The sequence below is a fragment of the Streptomyces sp. IMTB 2501 genome (assembly GCF_001953885.1).
Classification (GTDB): Bacteria; Actinomycetota; Actinomycetes; order Streptomycetales; family Streptomycetaceae; genus Streptomyces.
This window is the reverse complement of record NZ_MQUS01000053.1, coordinates 1-15,512: the sequence shown is the minus strand read 5'-3', so window position 1 is coordinate 15,512 and position 15,512 is coordinate 1. Positions and strand designations below refer to the sequence as shown.

Below are 15,512 nucleotides of genomic sequence, written 5' to 3'. Positions count from 1 at the left end.
TGTCTGACACTCCATCGGCATGCAGCGGACTGTAGCCCCCAGCCAACCCGCTTATACGATCTTTCGCCGAAACTGCACGAGCACGTCGGTCTCCAGCCCGCTCGCGATGGCGCGCAGCGCTGCCAGGACAGCCCAGGACAGATGAAGGCGAAGACGAACTCGCCGCCGTGTTTGGGCGGTCGTCCGCCCGTGGGGACGTAGACCCGCAGCGGTGTCGGTCGACGCATGACACCGTCGGAGCACAGCCGCCCAAGGATCTCGACGGGCAGGTCGGTGATCAAATCGTGAAGCCGGAGGACGAGCCATGCTCAAGACCTGTGGATCGAGCTCCGGGAGCACGCGAACGGCGTACCTTCCCGAGTGATCGACCGATGGTGGACTTCAGGGGTCCAGTCCAGCGGCTGGCACACCTCGCCGCGACGGCGGGCGTCCTCGAGGAAGACGGGCGCAGTCTCAGTCACGATCAGCGTGTGGCTGGCCTTCAGCCGCACGGCGGTCGGATCGGACACGGTCCTGGAGGGCCGGCGCCCGCACAGCGCGGGCCACTCACAGGCGAGCTGCGCGCCGTACAGGGTGGGGAACCACACCCGGGTCCGCCCGGCGTGCGGCAGCGTGATGCGGTCGACCAGCCCCTCCACGCGCAGCCGGGCCAGCCGCCGCCGGGTCTGCTCGATACGCACCTCGGGGGCGGTCACCCGGTGCATCTGCTCAGTGGTGGCCATCCGGTACTGCGCCAGCACGCCTAGCCCCATCCGGTTCCCGCTGCCCGCGTCCACGCCCAGAGGGTGAAGCCGCGCGCGAAGGACGAACCCGCGCGTGCGAGGGGCAAACCCCGCGCGTGGAGGCGACGTCGCGCACGTAATGACCTGACGCGCTCCTGACAGAACCTGTTCCTTCGTGGCACGCTGCCTCACGCACGTCGATCCGCACCGTTCTCATCCCCACCTGCCCCGGTACCACCCTGGCCGGGCACGGCAGAAGGAGACATGCGTGAGACGCCATCGCACTGCCGCGGGCATCCTGTTGGCCGTCGGAGCCCTGCTCACGGGCGGGCTGTCGGCCGCCACCGCAGCCAACGCGGCCGCCCTGGAACCCGTTTCGGCTCACAGCCCCTCGGCCGCCGAGCAGCAGAAGGCCGGAACCTTCTGGACCGCGGACCGGATGCGAGGCGCCACCCCGCTCGATCTGCTGCTCACTCCGAGTGCGGCGAAGACCCTCAAGGCCCCGAAGCCCGGCAGGAAGGCGACGACCATCGCCCCCACCGCGTTCCCGCAGGCCGGGGGCCCCTGGACGGGTGGCGGCGCTGTGGTGAAGACCTCCGGCCGGGTGTTCTTCACCTTCCAGGGCCGTACGGCGTCGTGTTCAGGCAACGCTGTGACCAGCCAGAACTCCAGCACGATCATCACGGCCGGGCACTGCGTCAAGTACCAGGGCAGCTGGCACACCAACTGGGTCTTCGTGCCCGCGTACAACAACGGCCAGGCACCGTACGGCCAGTGGACCGCGTCCAGGACGCTCACCACACCGCAGTGGGAGGCGAGCGAGGACATCAACTACGACGTCGGCGCGGCGGTCGTCGCCCCACTTAATGGCCAGAAGCTGACCTCGGTGACGGGTGGACAGGGCATCCAGTTCAACGGCGGCTACAACAAGCAGATGTACGACTTCGGCTTCCCGGCGGCGTCGCCGTACGACGGCACGAAGCTGATCTACTGCAGCGGCAACAGCTCGAAGGACTTCCTGTTCTCGAGGGACCACAGCCTGGGCTGCAACATGACGGGCGGCTCCAGCGGCGGCCCCTGGTTCACCGGCTTCAGCGAGACGGCCGGCACCGGCCTTCAGGTCTCGGTGAACAGCTTCGGTTACGCCTTCCTGCCGGACCGGATGTTCGGACCGTACTTCGGCGACGAGGCGAAGGCGCTGTACGACAAGGCGCAGGTCTCCTGACGGCACGGGCGCGTGACGGCAGGCGCCCTGACCGAAGGTGCCCTGACGCAGGGCACCTTGGTTCCTCAGGGCGGGCCACGCGGTGGTCGGCCTGTCAGATCTCGTTGGGGGCCTTCGCCTCGCGCCGGTACACCAGCTCGTACACCTCCCGGCAGCGCTTGGCGCCGGAATGCGCCATCACCACGAGCCCCGGGTCCAGGGCGGCGACGATCCCGTACCCGGGGGCCGGCTAGCCATGCGCCGCCGCGACGCTGACCGCCTGACGGCGGATGGCAGTCACCGGGACCGGGGGTTTGCGCAGTGCCAGGCCCTCGATGAACTTCACGAGATCCCCGGGGATCCTGCGCCGCGGCCAGGGCCGACTCCGGTGCGGGCTACTCACGTTCATCTAGGTAGCTGCACCCAGGCGGAACACACCGTCTACCGTCTAGCCTTCGGACCATGAGTTCCGCACAGCAGATCGATCCGTTCGAAGAAGAGGCGATCCCGCGGTCGACGGGCGCGGGGTCACTCATGCTGGGCACCATTGCTGTCGCGCTGATCGGCTGTCCCCTGCTTCCAGCGTCCGTTCCGAACCAGCTCCGCTTCCCCCCTCTCTTGTTCATCCTGCCCCTGGGGATCTGGGCGGTTGTCTCAGGAGGCATCGCCCTGCGACGCACGCACGGCGGCGAGGGAGCCAGTCGCATCCGGGCGCGGGCCGGGATCACCCTTGGCACGGTGGCCATCGTGACGGCAGTGGCCGTCATCGTCTGGGCGTGCTGGGCGCTGCGCCACATCTAAGAGTGACGGCCCATGAGGCCCCCAGCGGGAGAACGCGCCTCACCGTCCCATCGCAAGCCCCAAGTAGCGCCAAAACAAAGGCTCATCGACACATGACGCCCGCAACTCGGTGTACGAAGCGAGGACCGAGGCTGAGCGCAATGCGCTATCAATCTAGTACTCTCCGTGATATCGACTGGGAGTGGTCGGGGTGAACGGTCCCGTCCCTGCGGTGTGGTGCCCCGGCGTAGGAGGAGAGCAGCATGGCCACTGGCACGGTGAAGTGGTTCAACGTGGACAAGGGCTTCGGTTTCATCACGCAGGACGGCGGCGGGCCGGACCTGTTCGTCCATTTCTCCGCCATCCAGACGCGTGGCTTCAAGGAACTGCACGAGAACGACCGCGTCACGTACGACCTCGCCCGGGGGCCCAAGGGTCCTCATGCCGAGAACGTGACGGTCAACAGGGCCTGAAAGGGGCCTGCCGCGGCGCGGGCGTCGACGCATCCCAGAGGGCCGCGGTTCGTTGGCCCGCCGCACGCTCGGCCTGTCCGTGAAGTACTTCGAGAACTTTGACAAATCCGTGAACGATCACTGGATGGGTGAAGCGTTGATCTGGGGGCTAGTGATCGTTTCAGGATTCGTGACTGTGGTGCGGTGAGTCTTTGAACTGGCGTTTTCGTGGGGCTGTGGTGGCTGGAGAGGTCCTGACGTGCGAGTTCAGTGATCGTCTCGCAATGTTGTGATCGGTGCGGGATTTCGTATTGTCTGCGGGTCCGGGCGGGTGGTTCGCACTGTGTGTCGCGTCGGCGCCGCCGGTAGAACGCGGTGGGCCGCTCCGGGAGTCGATCCCCCCGGGGCGGCCTGGTTGGTGGGCAGGCACCAGGGCGGCGGCCCTTGGTGGGCCCAGGACTTCGCGACCGGATAGCCCCAGGTAGGCGTCTGGCCCCCGTTGCGGAGAGGGCAGGATTCGAACCTGCGTGGACCTTTGGGGGTCCGACTCTGGGCAGCTGCCCTGGGTCCCCGATCAACCACTCCGGGCACCTCTCCTCGTTCCCGGCTCTCGCGGTTTCCCGCGGTGCCGTTCACGAGTACTACGGTGCCAGGTCGGCCTGACGTGCCCCTGACGCCCTGCTGATGGGTACGACAGGGACCGTGGCCCGACGGGCGACGGTCCCTGTCGCATTCGAATTCGGGGTGCTCAGCCGGTCACTTCGCCCCACATGTTGACGGCCGCCGCCCATGCCGCAGTCGAGGATGGAGGCCCATTCCTGACCGCTCTGGCGGCCGCCCTCGGTGCCGGTGTAAGGGCCGCGCATGCCACGGACATTGGCACAGTAACCGTGGACCCTCCAGCGGCCGTTGTCGCTGTCGCACCATCCGCTACACCCTTGTGGCGCTGGACGGGCTGGACAAGGTGCAGCGCATCGTGGCGGCCGTCGCAGCCGGCCGACGCGCGGACGTCGCTGTGGCGCACGGGCCGGTCAGGGCAAGTCGTTCACGAGTACAGCCGCTCCGTCGAACCGTCCCGCCTTGAGAGCTGTGAGCGCCTGGTCGGCCTGCGAGAGCGGATAGGCGTGCGTAGTCGCGTGCACCCCGTGCCGCGCGGCCAGGGCCAGGAACTCCCGTGCGTCCTCACGGGTGTTGGCGGTGACGCTGCGCAATTCCTTCTCGTAGAAGAGGTCGCTCTCGTAGTGCAACGGCGGCGTGTCGCTCAGGTGGATGCCGGCGATGGCCAGCACGCCGCCACGCTCCAGGGCCCGCAGCGCGACGGGTACCAGGTCACCGACGGGGGCAAAGAGGATCGCGCTGTCCAGCGGCTCGGGCGGCACGTCGTAGGCGCCCCGCGCCGAGGCAGCGCCCAGTTCCAGAGCCAGTCGCCGGGCGGCCACACCTCGTGTCATGACGTGCACGGTGGCACCCTCGGCGATCGCGACCTGCGCACACAGGTGGGCGCTGCCCCCGAAGCCGTACAGCCCCAGACGCCCGCCCGGCGGCAGCAACGCCCGGCGCAGCGCGCGATAGCCGATGATGCCCGCGCACAGCATCGGGGCGAGGGCAATGTCGTCGAGTTCGCCGGGCAGCCGGTGCGCGAAGGCGGCCGGCACCGTCGTGTACTCGGCGTAACCGCCGTCGGCGTCCCAGCCCGTGTAGAGCGAGGCCGGGCACAGATTCTCGGACCTCCGCCGGCAGTACGTACAGTTTCCGTCGGTGCGACGCAGCCAGGCCACTCCCACGCGCTCGCCGACCGTGAAGTCCCGCACCGCGGCCCCGAAGCCCTCGACCACGCCGACCACCTCGTGACCCGGCGTGACCCCGGGACGGTGCACCGGCAGGTCACCCTCGATGACGTGCAGGTCCGTGCGGCACACCCCGCACGCGCGCACGCGCACCAGCAGCTCATCGTCCTCGGGCACCGGAACGGGCTTTTCGACCAACCGGAGGGGATCTTCCTCTATGGGCCGGGGCCGGTCCACGACCCACGCCCGCATCGTCATTCTGTTCGTCATAACGCTCCCCGTTCGCCGAAGCCGTACCTCTCCGCACGTCTCATCCGGAACCGGTCCGGCAAACCCAGTCTGGAACTCCAGTCTGGAACGAAGGACGGTTGCGGGGCGTCAGCCGACGCCGTAGTCGAAGATCTCGTCTTGGCGGGGTCATCTGGCTGCGAGGATCATCGTCACCACGAGGAACCCGGCGACGACGAGGCCGAGGATCAGGGGATCGGCGACCGGGCCCCGCCTGGCGGGGGCGCGGTGGGCACCTCTGCTCATGGTGGTCATGGTGGCGCCTGGCGGTGCTCCGCGAGCGGAGGCGGGGCCGGTGACGGGCGCGAATGGTTGTGCCCGACCCGGAAACGGGGCGGCTCCCGGCAGGACGTGCACCAGCTGGTTGAGCCGGGTGGTGTTCATCTGCCGTGGAGAAGCCCTGGGACGGCGGGCCCGGGGCTTTGTGGGGTCCGGCGGTCACAGGTTCCCTTCAGCGGGGAGCTGCGGGACGCGCTTCGAGCGCCCCCTGTGTGGGCGATCGCGGACGGCAAGGAACAGCGGGACGCTTCCCCTGCGCGGGAGCGCGGGGCGAGGCCCCGGCAAACCCTCCTGCCCGGCCAGAGCGACCACCTGCCACCTCGAGGCCCGGAAGCGGAGAGGTGACCCTGTCTTGGCTATCTGACGGGCGCTCTGCCGCGCCGCGCTCACCTGGCACCTCTTCTGCACGCGTCTGCGCTTGTGCGTCTGGCCTTGCCGCGTCGGCCGGGGGACGCGAGGTGGTCCTCACTGCTGACCTTTGTGTACGAAACGGCTGATCGAATGGTTCAGCTCCGAGATCATACGGTCCGGAAAACTCGCGTGCTTGGGCCTGTTGCAGTTGTGCGGGTGATGGACATGTAGGGGCAGGCGCTACGGAAGGAAGCCATGCCCATCGATACCGAGGCCCAGTTCACGGAGGTGTACCGGGCTCACTATGAGGACGTGTTGCGGTTCGTACGCCGCCGCGCCCACCCGATGAACGTCGACGACATCGTGGGCGAGACGTTTCTCGCTGCGTGGCGCCGCCGACGCGAGCTTCCGGGGAACCCGCGGCCATGGCTGTTCGGCGCGGCACGCAACGTGATGCGGAACGCGGACCGCGGCATGCGCCGGCAGTCCGCACTCGTGGTGCATATTCAGCAAACCACCGCGGCTGGCTGCCACGAACCGGCGGTCGACGTGACGGCCCAGGCAGACAGCCGGGTGGACCTCGTTGCCGCCTGGCAGTCACTCACTGCGGCCGACCAGGAAGTCCTCTCGCTGCACGTCTGGGAGGCACTCGACGCCCGGGACGCGGCCACGGTCCTCGGCTGCACCCGCGCGGCCTACGCCATGCGCCTCACGCGTGCGAAGCGGCGCCTTGCCGGCCGTCTTCACACCGCCGCCGTCCCCGCATCGCCCGCCCTCTCCCTGACGCACTGACAGGAGCCCTCATGAAGCGCGACCCTTTTTCCCATCTCGCCGAGCTCGATGCCGCACCGCGCACCGAACCCTCCGCCGCCGACCTGGATCGTGAGAAGCGGCTGCTGCGGACCATCCTGAGCGACACGGAGCAGCCCAGCCGCTCAGTCGTCGCCGCGTTCCGCCGCCCGTTCATGCGACGCGTGACGTTCACGGTGGCTGGCGCACTCGCCGCGGGTGCTGTCCTGCTGTCCGTGTCGGCTGATCCGCCCCGGCAGGGCGGCTCCGGGCCGCTACCGGCAGCAGAAGTGGCCACCTGGACCGACACTGCGAGCGACTTGAACGATGCAGGCAGCGCGGGTTCCTCCTCTCTGGTCTGGTGCGTCAGGGAGACGAAGGGAGCTTCGGGGGAAGGAGGGCCAGGTGAGCTCGGTAACGTGGACATCCGCGGAACGATCGCCTCCATGATCGTCACGCGACACGGCCACGCAGCGTACTGCCTGGCCGGATCGGACGGCTCCGGCGTGGCAATGGCCATCAGCCCGGCGGTCGCGGTACCCGCGGACGGCATCACGCTGGACGCGCAGGGAGCCCGGGGGAGCGGCTCGGCCCGGTTTCATTACGCGGTCGGGTCGATGGGTTCCGGCGTGAAGGAGATCACCGTGCGCGACCACGGACGCACCGTCCACGCCACAGTGCGGCAAATCCGCACACTGCCGTACGGCCGGTGGACCGCCTGGTGGCCGGACAGCGATCCTCACGGCCTGCTGACCGGCACTCTCACCCTCACTCTCAGCAACGGCACGACCCGAACCGTCAACGCAGACTCACTGATGAAGTGACCAGAAGATACAGGCGACCTGGGGTAGTCGGCGCGTCCGGACCTTCTCCTGCTCCCCATACGGTCCCTGGTCCCACCACCGGCACATCACCACATACGCCTCCAAGCGGACTCGGACCAACCGCGCCGTCCGGCGCAGCGCCCTCGACGACCTGTTCCGCACCGCGTCTGGGAGGGTCGGCCGCACCGCCTACGCCGCAGAGCGAGCCATCACCGGCTACCTCTACCACGTCGCGCCCGACGCCCCGGCCAGACGATGACCGAGGAGATCGCGCGCCACCGCCGCTCTCGAAGGGGCCGACGACGACGTGAAGACGAAGGCCCACCGGCGCCTTCTCCTGCTCATCCGGGCCTGAACCATCAGGCGGCCGGGCTCGCGCGGGCCCGGCCGCTCTGGAGGGCCGCCGCGCCGCTCCCTGGCCTGAAACGCGGCCCACCACCCGCCTGGCCCCACCTGAGCCGACACCAGCCCATTTGTCGCCAAGACCGGGCCGGGCGACGACGTCGAGCCGGTCATGACGGTCATCTGCCGTGCCCTGGTGCCGCCGGCCCCGGTCCCCACTCGCCGGCCTCCCGGGTCGGGCTGCCCTCAGCTTCAACCGCCCTGCTGCGACAGGGCGGCGGTAGCGTCCCTTCACCGCCACTCGAACAACTCGCGTTTCACGGCGTACCTTTGGTGTTCGTCACACAAATCCAACGGCTGCCGAAGGCACTGTGGTTACGCCTACGGCACACGACTGCGGGAGATAGCGTCCCCGGTCACAGGCGGGTGGCGAAGCGGCCGTCGGGCAGTTTGCGCAGCAAGCCGCGGTCGACGAGTCTGACCAACCTGCCGCGCAGCGGCTCCAGCTTGGCCCGCAAGGTGACGTCGACTCCCAGTATCTCGCCGACTTGACGGGCCATGACTGGTCCGGCGGCCTGCCGCACGGGCAGCGAGGATGCGCTGGTAGTCCAGCGGGAGCAGGGTCTCCTCCATGTCCGGCGTGCGGTGCGGGATCAGCATCACCGCCCGGCCGCCCACCTGCCCCGGCGACGGGGCGACCGAGACTCGTTCATCGGCAAGCTGTTCGCTCACCCGCTCAAGGACCCGCTCGGCGACAGCGAGTTCGTCCCGCTCGGCCCGCACCTCTGCCAGCTGCTTGGCCAACCGTTCTTCGAGTTCATCCAGTTCCGCGCGCCGCGCGGCGATCCGTTCCAGCAGCTCGGGATCCACGCACCGGATCGTAGATGGCAGCCCCGCCCCAACGAGCTGGAACCAGCGAACCGTCCGGCTCCGTCAGACGATCTACACCGCACCTGCCTCAATTTCACCTTGCTTCCAAGATCACAACCGAACTAGCTTGATCATGACAATTGCGCAACTGAGGAAATGAGGTCTTGTGAAGGACACTGGCAGAAGCCGCAGTCGGGCAGTGACAGCCATCCCCGTCGCGGCGCTGGCCCTCTCCCTCCCCTTCATCGCTTCCCCCGCCGCGGGCGCGTCGCCCCAAGCGCCCGCCAGCGCGGCGGCAAAGGCGGCAGCCGTCGCCGGGAAGGGCCGCCCTGTCACGGATCCGCGCATCATCGCGCTCGAGAAGAAGCAGGAAGTGCTCGACAAGATCGCCGGGCAGATCACTGAAGGGCTCTCCGAATCGGACCGGGCCAGGATTCCCGGCTTCACCGAGATCGAAGTCGACCCCGACCACAACAGCCTGCGCCTGCACTGGAAGGGCTCCCCGCCGCAGCGTGTGCAGCGCATCCTTGCTCACCTGCCCAAGGGCGTGACCGCTTCGGTCCTTCCGGCCCGCTACTCCAAGGCCGATCTGCACACGGCCCGCAACAAGCTCCTGCGCGGCGGGAAGCCCGTGAATCTGCGCGTGGCTGGCGTATCCACCCCCATCCGCATCACCAGCCTCGGCGGGGCCGTGGACGGCAGTGGCCTCGACATCACTTATGCCGATGCCTCCGGTCCGGGTACGGCCGCCCCAAGGGATCACCTCGCGCCAGCTGCCCGCAAGGACCGTTCGCGCGAGGTCAAGGCCCTCACCGACCGACTGACGGGCATCAACACCGCCGCGAGTTACAAGGCTCCGCCCGCAGATGCCACAACCCCCACGACCCCGGCCAGGCGTGCTGCCCCAGCAAGCCCCAGGGTGGGGGGGCTCAACAGGCAGCATGACGCCGCCCCCTGGACCGGAGGTTCCGGGCTGAAGAATCCCACCGGCGGTATCTGCTCCAGTGGCTTCGGCGTCAAGAACTACAAGGGGGTGAACATGCTGACCACCGCCGCCCACTGCAACGGGAACGACGGCCTTTGGCGAACTTATCTGGGTGGCGACGCCGTCGGCTCAAGTGACGGCCTCGCGATCTCCATGAGCGATGACGTCCAGGGAATCGACCTGCCGAAGCCCCAGCTCAGCGGCGCCCTGTACGACGGGACAGCGATGCGGTTCGACTACTACGCGAAGCCGGTCGGCGGCTGGGGCCACAACAACGTTGGTGACTACGTGTGCGAGGACGGCGCCAACGGCGGTGTCCACTGCAACATCAAGATCGCACAGACTGACGTCCCAGCCACTGGCGCCAACGGTGTATTGCGGCCAATCACCGACCTCGCGTACGCCACCTCGCTGACACCGGACGGCATCGCAGGAGTCAACGGCGACAGCGGCGCCCCTGTCTTCGCCGGCGCGAACAACTTCACGACCGACGAGGCACGCGGAACACTTACTGCCTTCGATACCACGGTTACCTGCCCGTCAGATGAAACCTCCAGCACCGTGACGGATGGCTGGCAGCGCACGCCGTGGTGCTTCAAGGGTCTCTACTACGTGCCGATCTACCAGACGCTCCAGGACATGAACTGGACCCTCGTCACCAGTTGACATCACGGCGGGGGGCCCAGCACGCCCCCCGCCTCTATTTCTCTTCGGTTCCGCCATGGCAGGCTTGGCGTCAGCCATCCGCCGGAAGACTACGGAGTACGCGACCGTGCCCTTGAAGAACCCCCGCCGTTTCCGCTGGATCATCTGGGCCGGTGCCGGGTTGATCTGTCTAGCGGCAGCCGTGACCGGCTGGATGGCTCTGGACAGAGTGCACACCGACGACGGGCCTGTAAACAGCGACGTATTCATAAGCAACCACGGGCGCACCCTCACCACCGTCACATCCTGGATGGACTGCGAGAACAAGCCCGATCTCCAAGCTCACGAGTCTGACCACGGCATCGCGCTGACAGAAAAGCGCAAATGGCATGGTCAGCGTCGGTCCAGTGACTCGTGCCACAACCCGCATGGCGGCCTGATCAGCACCTCCCTCGACAAGCCCGTGGGCGACAGGAAAATCACCGACGGTGTCACCGGCGATGGCATCATTACCTTCGACGACACTCACTTCCCCTACCCTCGATATCTGCCGTCCGGCTTCGCGCCTGCAGATAAGACCATCGGCCCCAATAACCCCCTGGGGCTGCCGAACCCGGTGAGCAGCAAAGCCACGTGGACCTACACCTATGAACGCAAACCGGGCAAGGGGGGGCAGGTCGGCGCCCTGAGTATCACGGCGGACGCTGGTGAGACCACACCCACAGAGGGGACTCCGATGTCCTTCGCCGGTCATGCTGGCCGGCTTCAGAAGACGTCAGACCCGTCGTGGACGGCAGTGTGGACGCAGAACGGGTACACCATCACCGTCTGGACCGACGACCCGTCCATGACTGACGCCGAGTTCCTGCGAATTACGCAGAGCATGAGGAGCTAGAGAGCCTCCCCGGGCGATCACGAACGGGAGCCAGATGACCAGGGATGCGACGGTGCCCGTGCGGAGGGCGACGGAACCACGTTTGTCGAAGCGCCTCGCGACGGCCTCGTATGCCTTGAGTTTGGCACGGCCGCGGTGGTCCAGGCACTACGCGAGAGGCGCCTGATCTGGATCTCCGCCGCCCGGTCCGGCCGGACCCACGACATCGCCGCCCGCCACAACCACCGCTTGGCCCGCCTGCACGCCTTACATGTCCTGATGAACCTCGAAGTCAACCGCTGACAGACGATCTACTCCGCAGACTGCTGCCCACGACCAGCGCGAGCACCCGGAGCACCAGCCACACCAGCCCTTTGACCTGCGACGTCAGGTTGGCGGAGACTCGCAGTGATTGCAGCATTTCGGCTCATCCAGAGTGCAAGCGGTGGTGCGGATTTCTGCCATGGTTCGCGCGTGCCCTGTGCGCTCCGTTTCTATAGCCGAACGTATGGGGCACATGGTGTCCCTCCGATTCCGCTTACCTCTCTGCAGGCGTCGTCTCTTCGCCATGTCGGGGCTTATGTTCTTGCGTCTGCTGCTGCCTGTGGGCATAGAGTGACGGTCCGCTCTCGGTCAGTTGGGGAACTGCCAGCCCGTATCATCCGGACGGGACGGGAGTGGACGACCAACGCACGCTCAGCACAACGGGGACCGCAATGACGCTCGTGCCGCCACGGGCGAGGCCCCTTTGCGTCTTCAACATGGGGGAATGACGCTATGCGCAAGTGGCTGCCTGCTCTTGCCGTGTCCGCAGCCGCAGCTTTCGTCTCTTCGGTCCTGACAGCTCCACAAGCTCTGGCCCAGGACTCGAAGCCCGTTCCTGAGAAGGTGCCTGGCACCAACGTGGAGTTTTCACCGAGCGCGGCGCGTGATCCGCGGGCGCATGCCCTCGCGGCGGCCAATCCTGCAGCGGTACAGGCCGGCGGCTTGTTGTGCGGAAGCGGATACAGGCTGTCATTTGTGGACCCCCTTCCGGATTCGCGCCGGTTCGGAACCCTGTTCACGTACTTCAAGGAATCCATGACGCCGGCAATGTCGGGGGCATGCGCCCTGTTCGACAACAACCTTGGGGTCAAGAAGCACATGAAGCTGAAGCTGTGCTGGACCACGTGCAAGGTCGATGAGGGCTCGTTCTTCGACTACGCGGGTCCGGTCAAGTACGAGAGCAACGATCCAGACTTCCAACCCCGCTGTGCCGAGGTGAACGCACTGATGTGGGAGGGCGACATCGCGATCATCGACCGGCAAACCGACGTTGCTGCCTGCGACTGACCATCACCCACCCCTCTCTTTCTCCGAGGTAGATGTTCATGCCCCTGCGTACGCCGGCGTCCCGTCGGCTCCTTGTCCTGATCGTCGCTGCCGGAGCAACGACCGCTGCGTGCGGGCATGCCCAGGAGAGCCATCGGTCGGGCGCCACGGCCGTCCGGTCCTCGTCGTCGGCTGCTGCCACCCCGTCAGCTGGCACTGCAGGGGCTGACAGCACAGAGGCGGCTATGCAGAAAGCGGAAAGGGAGCGCAGGCAGGCCGCACCGCCCGGCACCACCATCACTCCGTCGCCGGCCGGGACCGGCATTGGCAAAGGCAGCGAGCACTTCGGAACGCCGGTCATTCGGCAAGGAGACGTGACCGTTTACGCGGCCCGCCGGGACAAGGGTGGGCTGACGGTCCTCGTAGAGGTGGTCAACAGCGGTCGGAAGCGCGCGTTCTACCGATTCCGCATTCGGATCACGGGTCCGGGCGGTTTCGACGCAACGGCCAGCGCCTCGATGGACGTCGTCGGCCTGTTTCCCGGGACCTCGTGGCCCACTGAGCTGACGGTAAGCGACCCCGGTCACACGCCTCCCGCGCACCCGCACATCACCATCGAGAGCGTCGAGCGGAACGAATACAAGGCCTAGCCTCGATCTTTCGCGAGGGCTCGCCGACGGAGCCGACGGGCCCTTTCGGTTCCCAGAGTTGATGGTGGGCAGGTTGAGGGCCCGGCTGTCGTGTCGGGTGGGCGCCGGGTTCCACTGCCCGGGGCGGGTGATGTTGTCGTCGGGACGGTGGAAGTTTGCTGATCAGCCGGGGGTGGCCAGGAGCGCGAGCCGTTCGAGTGCGGCGGTGATCTCGCCGGTCCAGGGCCAGTGCTGGGTGAGGCGGAGAATCCTGCGTCGGGCGGTGGTGACGAGCTGAGCGGCTGCGGAGAACAGGCGGAATCGCAGGCGGTGGGGTTCCCAGAGCCGGGCCTTGCCGGTGATGGCAAGCATGGGCATCCAGGCCAGCAGGTCGAGGGCGATCTGGATGATCTCCAGCCAGACCTTGTTCTGGGCTGCTGTGTGGAGTGGCAGGTTACGCAGGCCGGTGGCCCGGGTGGCCCTGATCCGGTCCTCGGCCCGGGCCCGCAGCCGGTGACGGAGCTCGAGAGCGGCGATCGGCCGGTCAGGGGTGTTGGTCGCGAAGCACGTGATCCGCATGCCGTCCGCGTCCATGATCCTCAACTGGGTGCCAGGATGGGGCCGTTCTTTTCGGGCGATCAGTCGCATGCCCTTGGGCCAGCGGTCCAGGAGCTTGCCAGTGAGCTCGGCGACCCAGGCCCCGTCACGGGCCTCACTGTCGGTCTCAACGGCCGGGGTCCAGGCCGAGGCGGGGTCCTTCAGCACGTGTTCGTGGATCGCTTGGGTGATGACCATGCCGACCGAGTAGGAAAGCCATCGTCCTCGTCGCGCGAGCCAGGACACGAAATCGTGGGTGCCGCCCGCGGAGTCGGTGCGGATCAGGGTCTGCCGCCCTCTCCGGTAGTGCTTCGGCAATTGGGCCAGGGCGAGTTGGACGGTGGTGATGTGGTCGGCTGCCGTGTTGGAGCCCGCGTTTCCCGGCCGCAGGAGGGCGGCGACAGGCTCACCGGTTCCGCCCGGTCCATGGTCGAGGAAGGCCATCAGGGGGTGATGACCGTAGGTCTTCTTCCAGGTCGCGGCCGCGTCCTCCTTCTCGGTGTGGGCGATCACGAGGACACCGTCGAGATCGACGACGACCTGACCGTCGGCGTCCGGGGCGACGCCGCCAGCCAACGACCAGACACGGCCACGGACTTCGGACCGTGCGGACCGGATGGCCTGCAGACCCTTCTCGCCGGAGGCGGCGAGGGCGTCGATCAGGCGGGAGATGGTCGGGTCGGAGGCGACCGGACCGAAGACGGCCGGCTCACACCGCAGCATCGCGACGTTCGCGAGGCAGTCCCCGCCTAGTGTGACCGCCAAGGCGACGTCCAGCAGGGCCTTGCCTGGATCGTGGACGGCCCGCGGCTTGCGCCACGGAGCCAGAGCCTGGGATATGGCCTGGTCAAGACCGGTGTTGCGGACCGTTTCGACGAGCAGGACCGACCCGGCCTGGGAGACGGCCTGGCGGCCGTCGTCCTGGATGCGGAAACGGGGGGTAGGACCCGATAGAGTGCTTCACGTGGGAAGTGCCTCCGGCTGGTGCGGGAACAAGGACCTCGACAATCCTCATTCTCGCTGGTCAGAGGCACCTTCTGCTTTCCTGACCGCCTGCCGGACAGCCCGCTTCATGAAGCCGCGAGGCTAGTCGTAGGACGTGCCGGACCCGCCCAGCCGGATGCCACGCAGAGGTGAACCTGCGCGGCATCCAGGAGGAGAAGTGAACGAGAACATCCGCAAGCTGATGACCCTGATGCCTCCGCACGACGGTGCGGGTGAGGTCATCGACTGGCGCCGGGTGCGCGAGGTATGGGGCTGCGATTTCCCCTCCGATTTCAGGGACTTCATGTCCATCTACGGATCAGGCGCGATTGAGGACGTCCTTGCCGTCTCCCGCCAGAACGAGGGCGCCCCGGGTGACGGGCCCTATGACGCCTGGTTCGTCCCATTCGAGGACTGGCTGGTGGAGGTTTCGGCGCCGTATCCGGCCTGGCCGGCAACGGGGAGTCTGATCTGCTGGGGGGAGGATGCCAATCGGGATGCCTTTTTCTGGTCCACCCGAGGCAGCGATCCCGATCAGTGGCCGGTCGTTGTCTGGGACTCCGGCGGTCTCGACGGCGAGGCATTCATCGAGTTCGACTGCGGCATGGCGGAGTTGCTGCTTCGGATCTTCAGTGCAGAACAGCCGTATCCCTTCAACGAGGGATTCCTGAGCGGGGTCACCCGTCCCAGGTTCGTGCATCGCAGGGAAGAAGCCCGCCTGCGCGCGCTCGGCATCAACCCTTGGCCGGACGCCTTGTGATTCCGGGGTTCGTAGTTGGTGTGGTGTGGGTGGCTTGAA

General features: G+C 67.4%; 15 protein-coding genes, 1 tRNA gene and 1 pseudogene. 11 read left to right on the top strand and 6 right to left on the bottom strand.

Annotation, left to right across the window (positions count from 1 at the left end; genetic code table 11):
• Positions 1-308: 308 nt before the first annotated feature.
• Complete coding sequence (locus AV521_RS44080; protein WP_256725976.1) at positions 309-776, bottom strand: replication-relaxation family protein; 468 nt, start codon at positions 774-776, stop codon at positions 309-311.
• A gap of 214 nt (positions 777-990) precedes the next feature.
• Between AV521_RS44080 and AV521_RS44075 the strand changes: the two genes are divergently transcribed.
• From AV521_RS44075 to AV521_RS44065, 3 genes are all read left to right on the top strand, one after another.
• Positions 991-1,947, top strand: a complete 957-nt coding sequence (locus AV521_RS44075) for a serine protease (RefSeq protein WP_076097558.1) — start codon at positions 991-993, stop codon at positions 1,945-1,947.
• A gap of 441 nt (positions 1,948-2,388) precedes the next feature.
• Entirely contained in the window at positions 2,389-2,727 is a 339-nt protein-coding gene (locus AV521_RS44070; RefSeq protein WP_256725975.1) for a hypothetical protein, read from the top strand.
• 242 nt (positions 2,728-2,969) lie between these two features.
• Positions 2,970-3,179 (top strand): cold-shock protein, encoded by a 210-nt coding sequence (locus tag AV521_RS44065; protein ID WP_076097555.1) that lies wholly within the window; start codon positions 2,970-2,972, stop codon positions 3,177-3,179.
• A 481-nt stretch (positions 3,180-3,660) separates the two neighbouring features.
• On the opposite strand, the gene AV521_RS49915 is transcribed toward AV521_RS44065, so the two are convergent.
• Both AV521_RS49915 and AV521_RS44060 read right to left on the bottom strand, forming a co-directional pair.
• Positions 3,661-3,755: transfer RNA gene (locus AV521_RS49915), tRNA-Ser, on the bottom strand.
• A gap of 434 nt (positions 3,756-4,189) precedes the next feature.
• Positions 4,190-5,197: a zinc-binding alcohol dehydrogenase family protein gene (locus AV521_RS44060; protein WP_179023858.1), complete on the bottom strand. Its 1,008-nt coding sequence runs from the start codon at positions 5,195-5,197 to the stop codon at positions 4,190-4,192.
• Between the two features lie 921 nt (positions 5,198-6,118).
• Between AV521_RS44060 and AV521_RS44055 the strand changes: the two genes are divergently transcribed.
• Together AV521_RS44055 and AV521_RS48415 are read left to right on the top strand one after the other, a co-directional pair.
• Positions 6,119-6,655, top strand: a complete 537-nt coding sequence (locus tag AV521_RS44055) for an RNA polymerase sigma factor (protein WP_076097551.1) — start codon at positions 6,119-6,121, stop codon at positions 6,653-6,655.
• 11 nt (positions 6,656-6,666) lie between these two features.
• Positions 6,667-7,476: a hypothetical protein gene (locus tag AV521_RS48415; RefSeq protein WP_076097549.1), complete on the top strand. Its 810-nt coding sequence runs from the start codon at positions 6,667-6,669 to the stop codon at positions 7,474-7,476.
• A 758-nt stretch (positions 7,477-8,234) separates the two neighbouring features.
• Here AV521_RS48415 and AV521_RS51955 read toward each other — a convergent pair.
• Positions 8,235-8,378 (bottom strand): hypothetical protein, encoded by a 144-nt coding sequence (locus tag AV521_RS51955; protein ID WP_256725974.1) that lies wholly within the window; start codon positions 8,376-8,378, stop codon positions 8,235-8,237.
• Here AV521_RS51955 and AV521_RS51950 point away from each other — a divergent pair.
• The 3 genes from AV521_RS51950 to AV521_RS44030 all read left to right on the top strand — a co-directional run bounded on the left by AV521_RS51950 (position 8,377) and on the right by AV521_RS44030 (position 11,213).
• Positions 8,377-8,814, top strand: a complete 438-nt coding sequence (locus AV521_RS51950; RefSeq protein ID WP_256725973.1) for a hypothetical protein — start codon at positions 8,377-8,379, stop codon at positions 8,812-8,814. The genes AV521_RS51955 and AV521_RS51950 overlap by 2 nt on opposite strands.
• Before the next feature lie 73 nt (positions 8,815-8,887).
• Positions 8,888-10,339, top strand: coding sequence for a S1 family peptidase (locus tag AV521_RS44035; RefSeq protein WP_256725972.1), 1,452 nt, complete (start codon positions 8,888-8,890; stop codon positions 10,337-10,339).
• Between the two features lie 106 nt (positions 10,340-10,445).
• Positions 10,446-11,213 carry a hypothetical protein gene (locus AV521_RS44030; protein WP_256725971.1) on the top strand — a complete coding sequence of 256 codons (768 nt, stop codon included), beginning with the start codon at positions 10,446-10,448 and terminating at the stop codon, positions 11,211-11,213.
• Positions 11,214-11,484: 271 nt separating this feature from the next.
• Here AV521_RS44030 and AV521_RS51945 read toward each other — a convergent pair whose 3' ends face one another.
• Positions 11,485-11,613, bottom strand: a complete 129-nt coding sequence (locus tag AV521_RS51945; RefSeq protein ID WP_256725970.1) for a hypothetical protein — start codon at positions 11,611-11,613, stop codon at positions 11,485-11,487.
• Positions 11,614-11,969: 356 nt separating this feature from the next.
• Between AV521_RS51945 and AV521_RS44025 the strand changes: the two genes are divergently transcribed.
• A complete protein-coding gene (locus tag AV521_RS44025) occupies positions 11,970-12,524 on the top strand; it encodes a hypothetical protein (RefSeq protein ID WP_076097542.1) in 555 nt (184 codons plus the stop codon).
• Between the two features lie 224 nt (positions 12,525-12,748).
• Positions 12,749-13,153 carry a hypothetical protein gene (locus tag AV521_RS44020; RefSeq protein ID WP_143658753.1) on the top strand — a complete coding sequence of 135 codons (405 nt, stop codon included), beginning with the start codon at positions 12,749-12,751 and terminating at the stop codon, positions 13,151-13,153.
• A gap of 162 nt (positions 13,154-13,315) precedes the next feature.
• Here the strand turns inward: AV521_RS44020 and AV521_RS44015 are convergent.
• A pseudogene (locus tag AV521_RS44015) lies at positions 13,316-14,693 on the bottom strand (IS1380 family transposase).
• Positions 14,694-14,891: 198 nt separating this feature from the next.
• On the opposite strand from AV521_RS44015, the gene AV521_RS44010 reads away from it, so the two are divergent.
• Positions 14,892-15,473, top strand: coding sequence for an SMI1/KNR4 family protein (locus tag AV521_RS44010; protein ID WP_076097538.1), 582 nt, complete (start codon positions 14,892-14,894; stop codon positions 15,471-15,473).
• The last annotated feature ends 39 nt before the right edge of the window (positions 15,474-15,512 follow it).

Excerpts from the sequence above, each read along its gene's own strand:
- AV521_RS44070 (WP_256725975.1), top strand. The coding sequence starts at position 2,389 with ATGAGTTCCGCACAGCAGATCGATCCGTTCGAAGAAGAGGCGATCCCG.
- AV521_RS44065 (WP_076097555.1), top strand. The coding sequence starts at position 2,970 with ATGGCCACTGGCACGGTGAAGTGGTTCAACGTGGACAAGGGCTTCGGT.
- AV521_RS44060 (WP_179023858.1), bottom strand. The coding sequence starts at position 5,197 with ATGCGGGCGTGGGTCGTGGACCGGCCCCGGCCCATAGAGGAAGATCCC.
- AV521_RS44055 (WP_076097551.1), top strand. The coding sequence starts at position 6,119 with ATGCCCATCGATACCGAGGCCCAGTTCACGGAGGTGTACCGGGCTCAC.
- AV521_RS48415 (WP_076097549.1), top strand. The coding sequence starts at position 6,667 with ATGAAGCGCGACCCTTTTTCCCATCTCGCCGAGCTCGATGCCGCACCG.
- AV521_RS51950 (WP_256725973.1), top strand. The coding sequence starts at position 8,377 with ATGACTGGTCCGGCGGCCTGCCGCACGGGCAGCGAGGATGCGCTGGTA.
- AV521_RS51955 (WP_256725974.1), bottom strand. The coding sequence starts at position 8,378 with ATGGCCCGTCAAGTCGGCGAGATACTGGGAGTCGACGTCACCTTGCGG.
- AV521_RS51945 (WP_256725970.1), bottom strand. The coding sequence starts at position 11,613 with ATGCTGCAATCACTGCGAGTCTCCGCCAACCTGACGTCGCAGGTCAAA.
- AV521_RS44025 (WP_076097542.1), top strand. The coding sequence starts at position 11,970 with ATGCGCAAGTGGCTGCCTGCTCTTGCCGTGTCCGCAGCCGCAGCTTTC.
- AV521_RS44020 (WP_143658753.1), top strand. The coding sequence starts at position 12,749 with ATGCAGAAAGCGGAAAGGGAGCGCAGGCAGGCCGCACCGCCCGGCACC.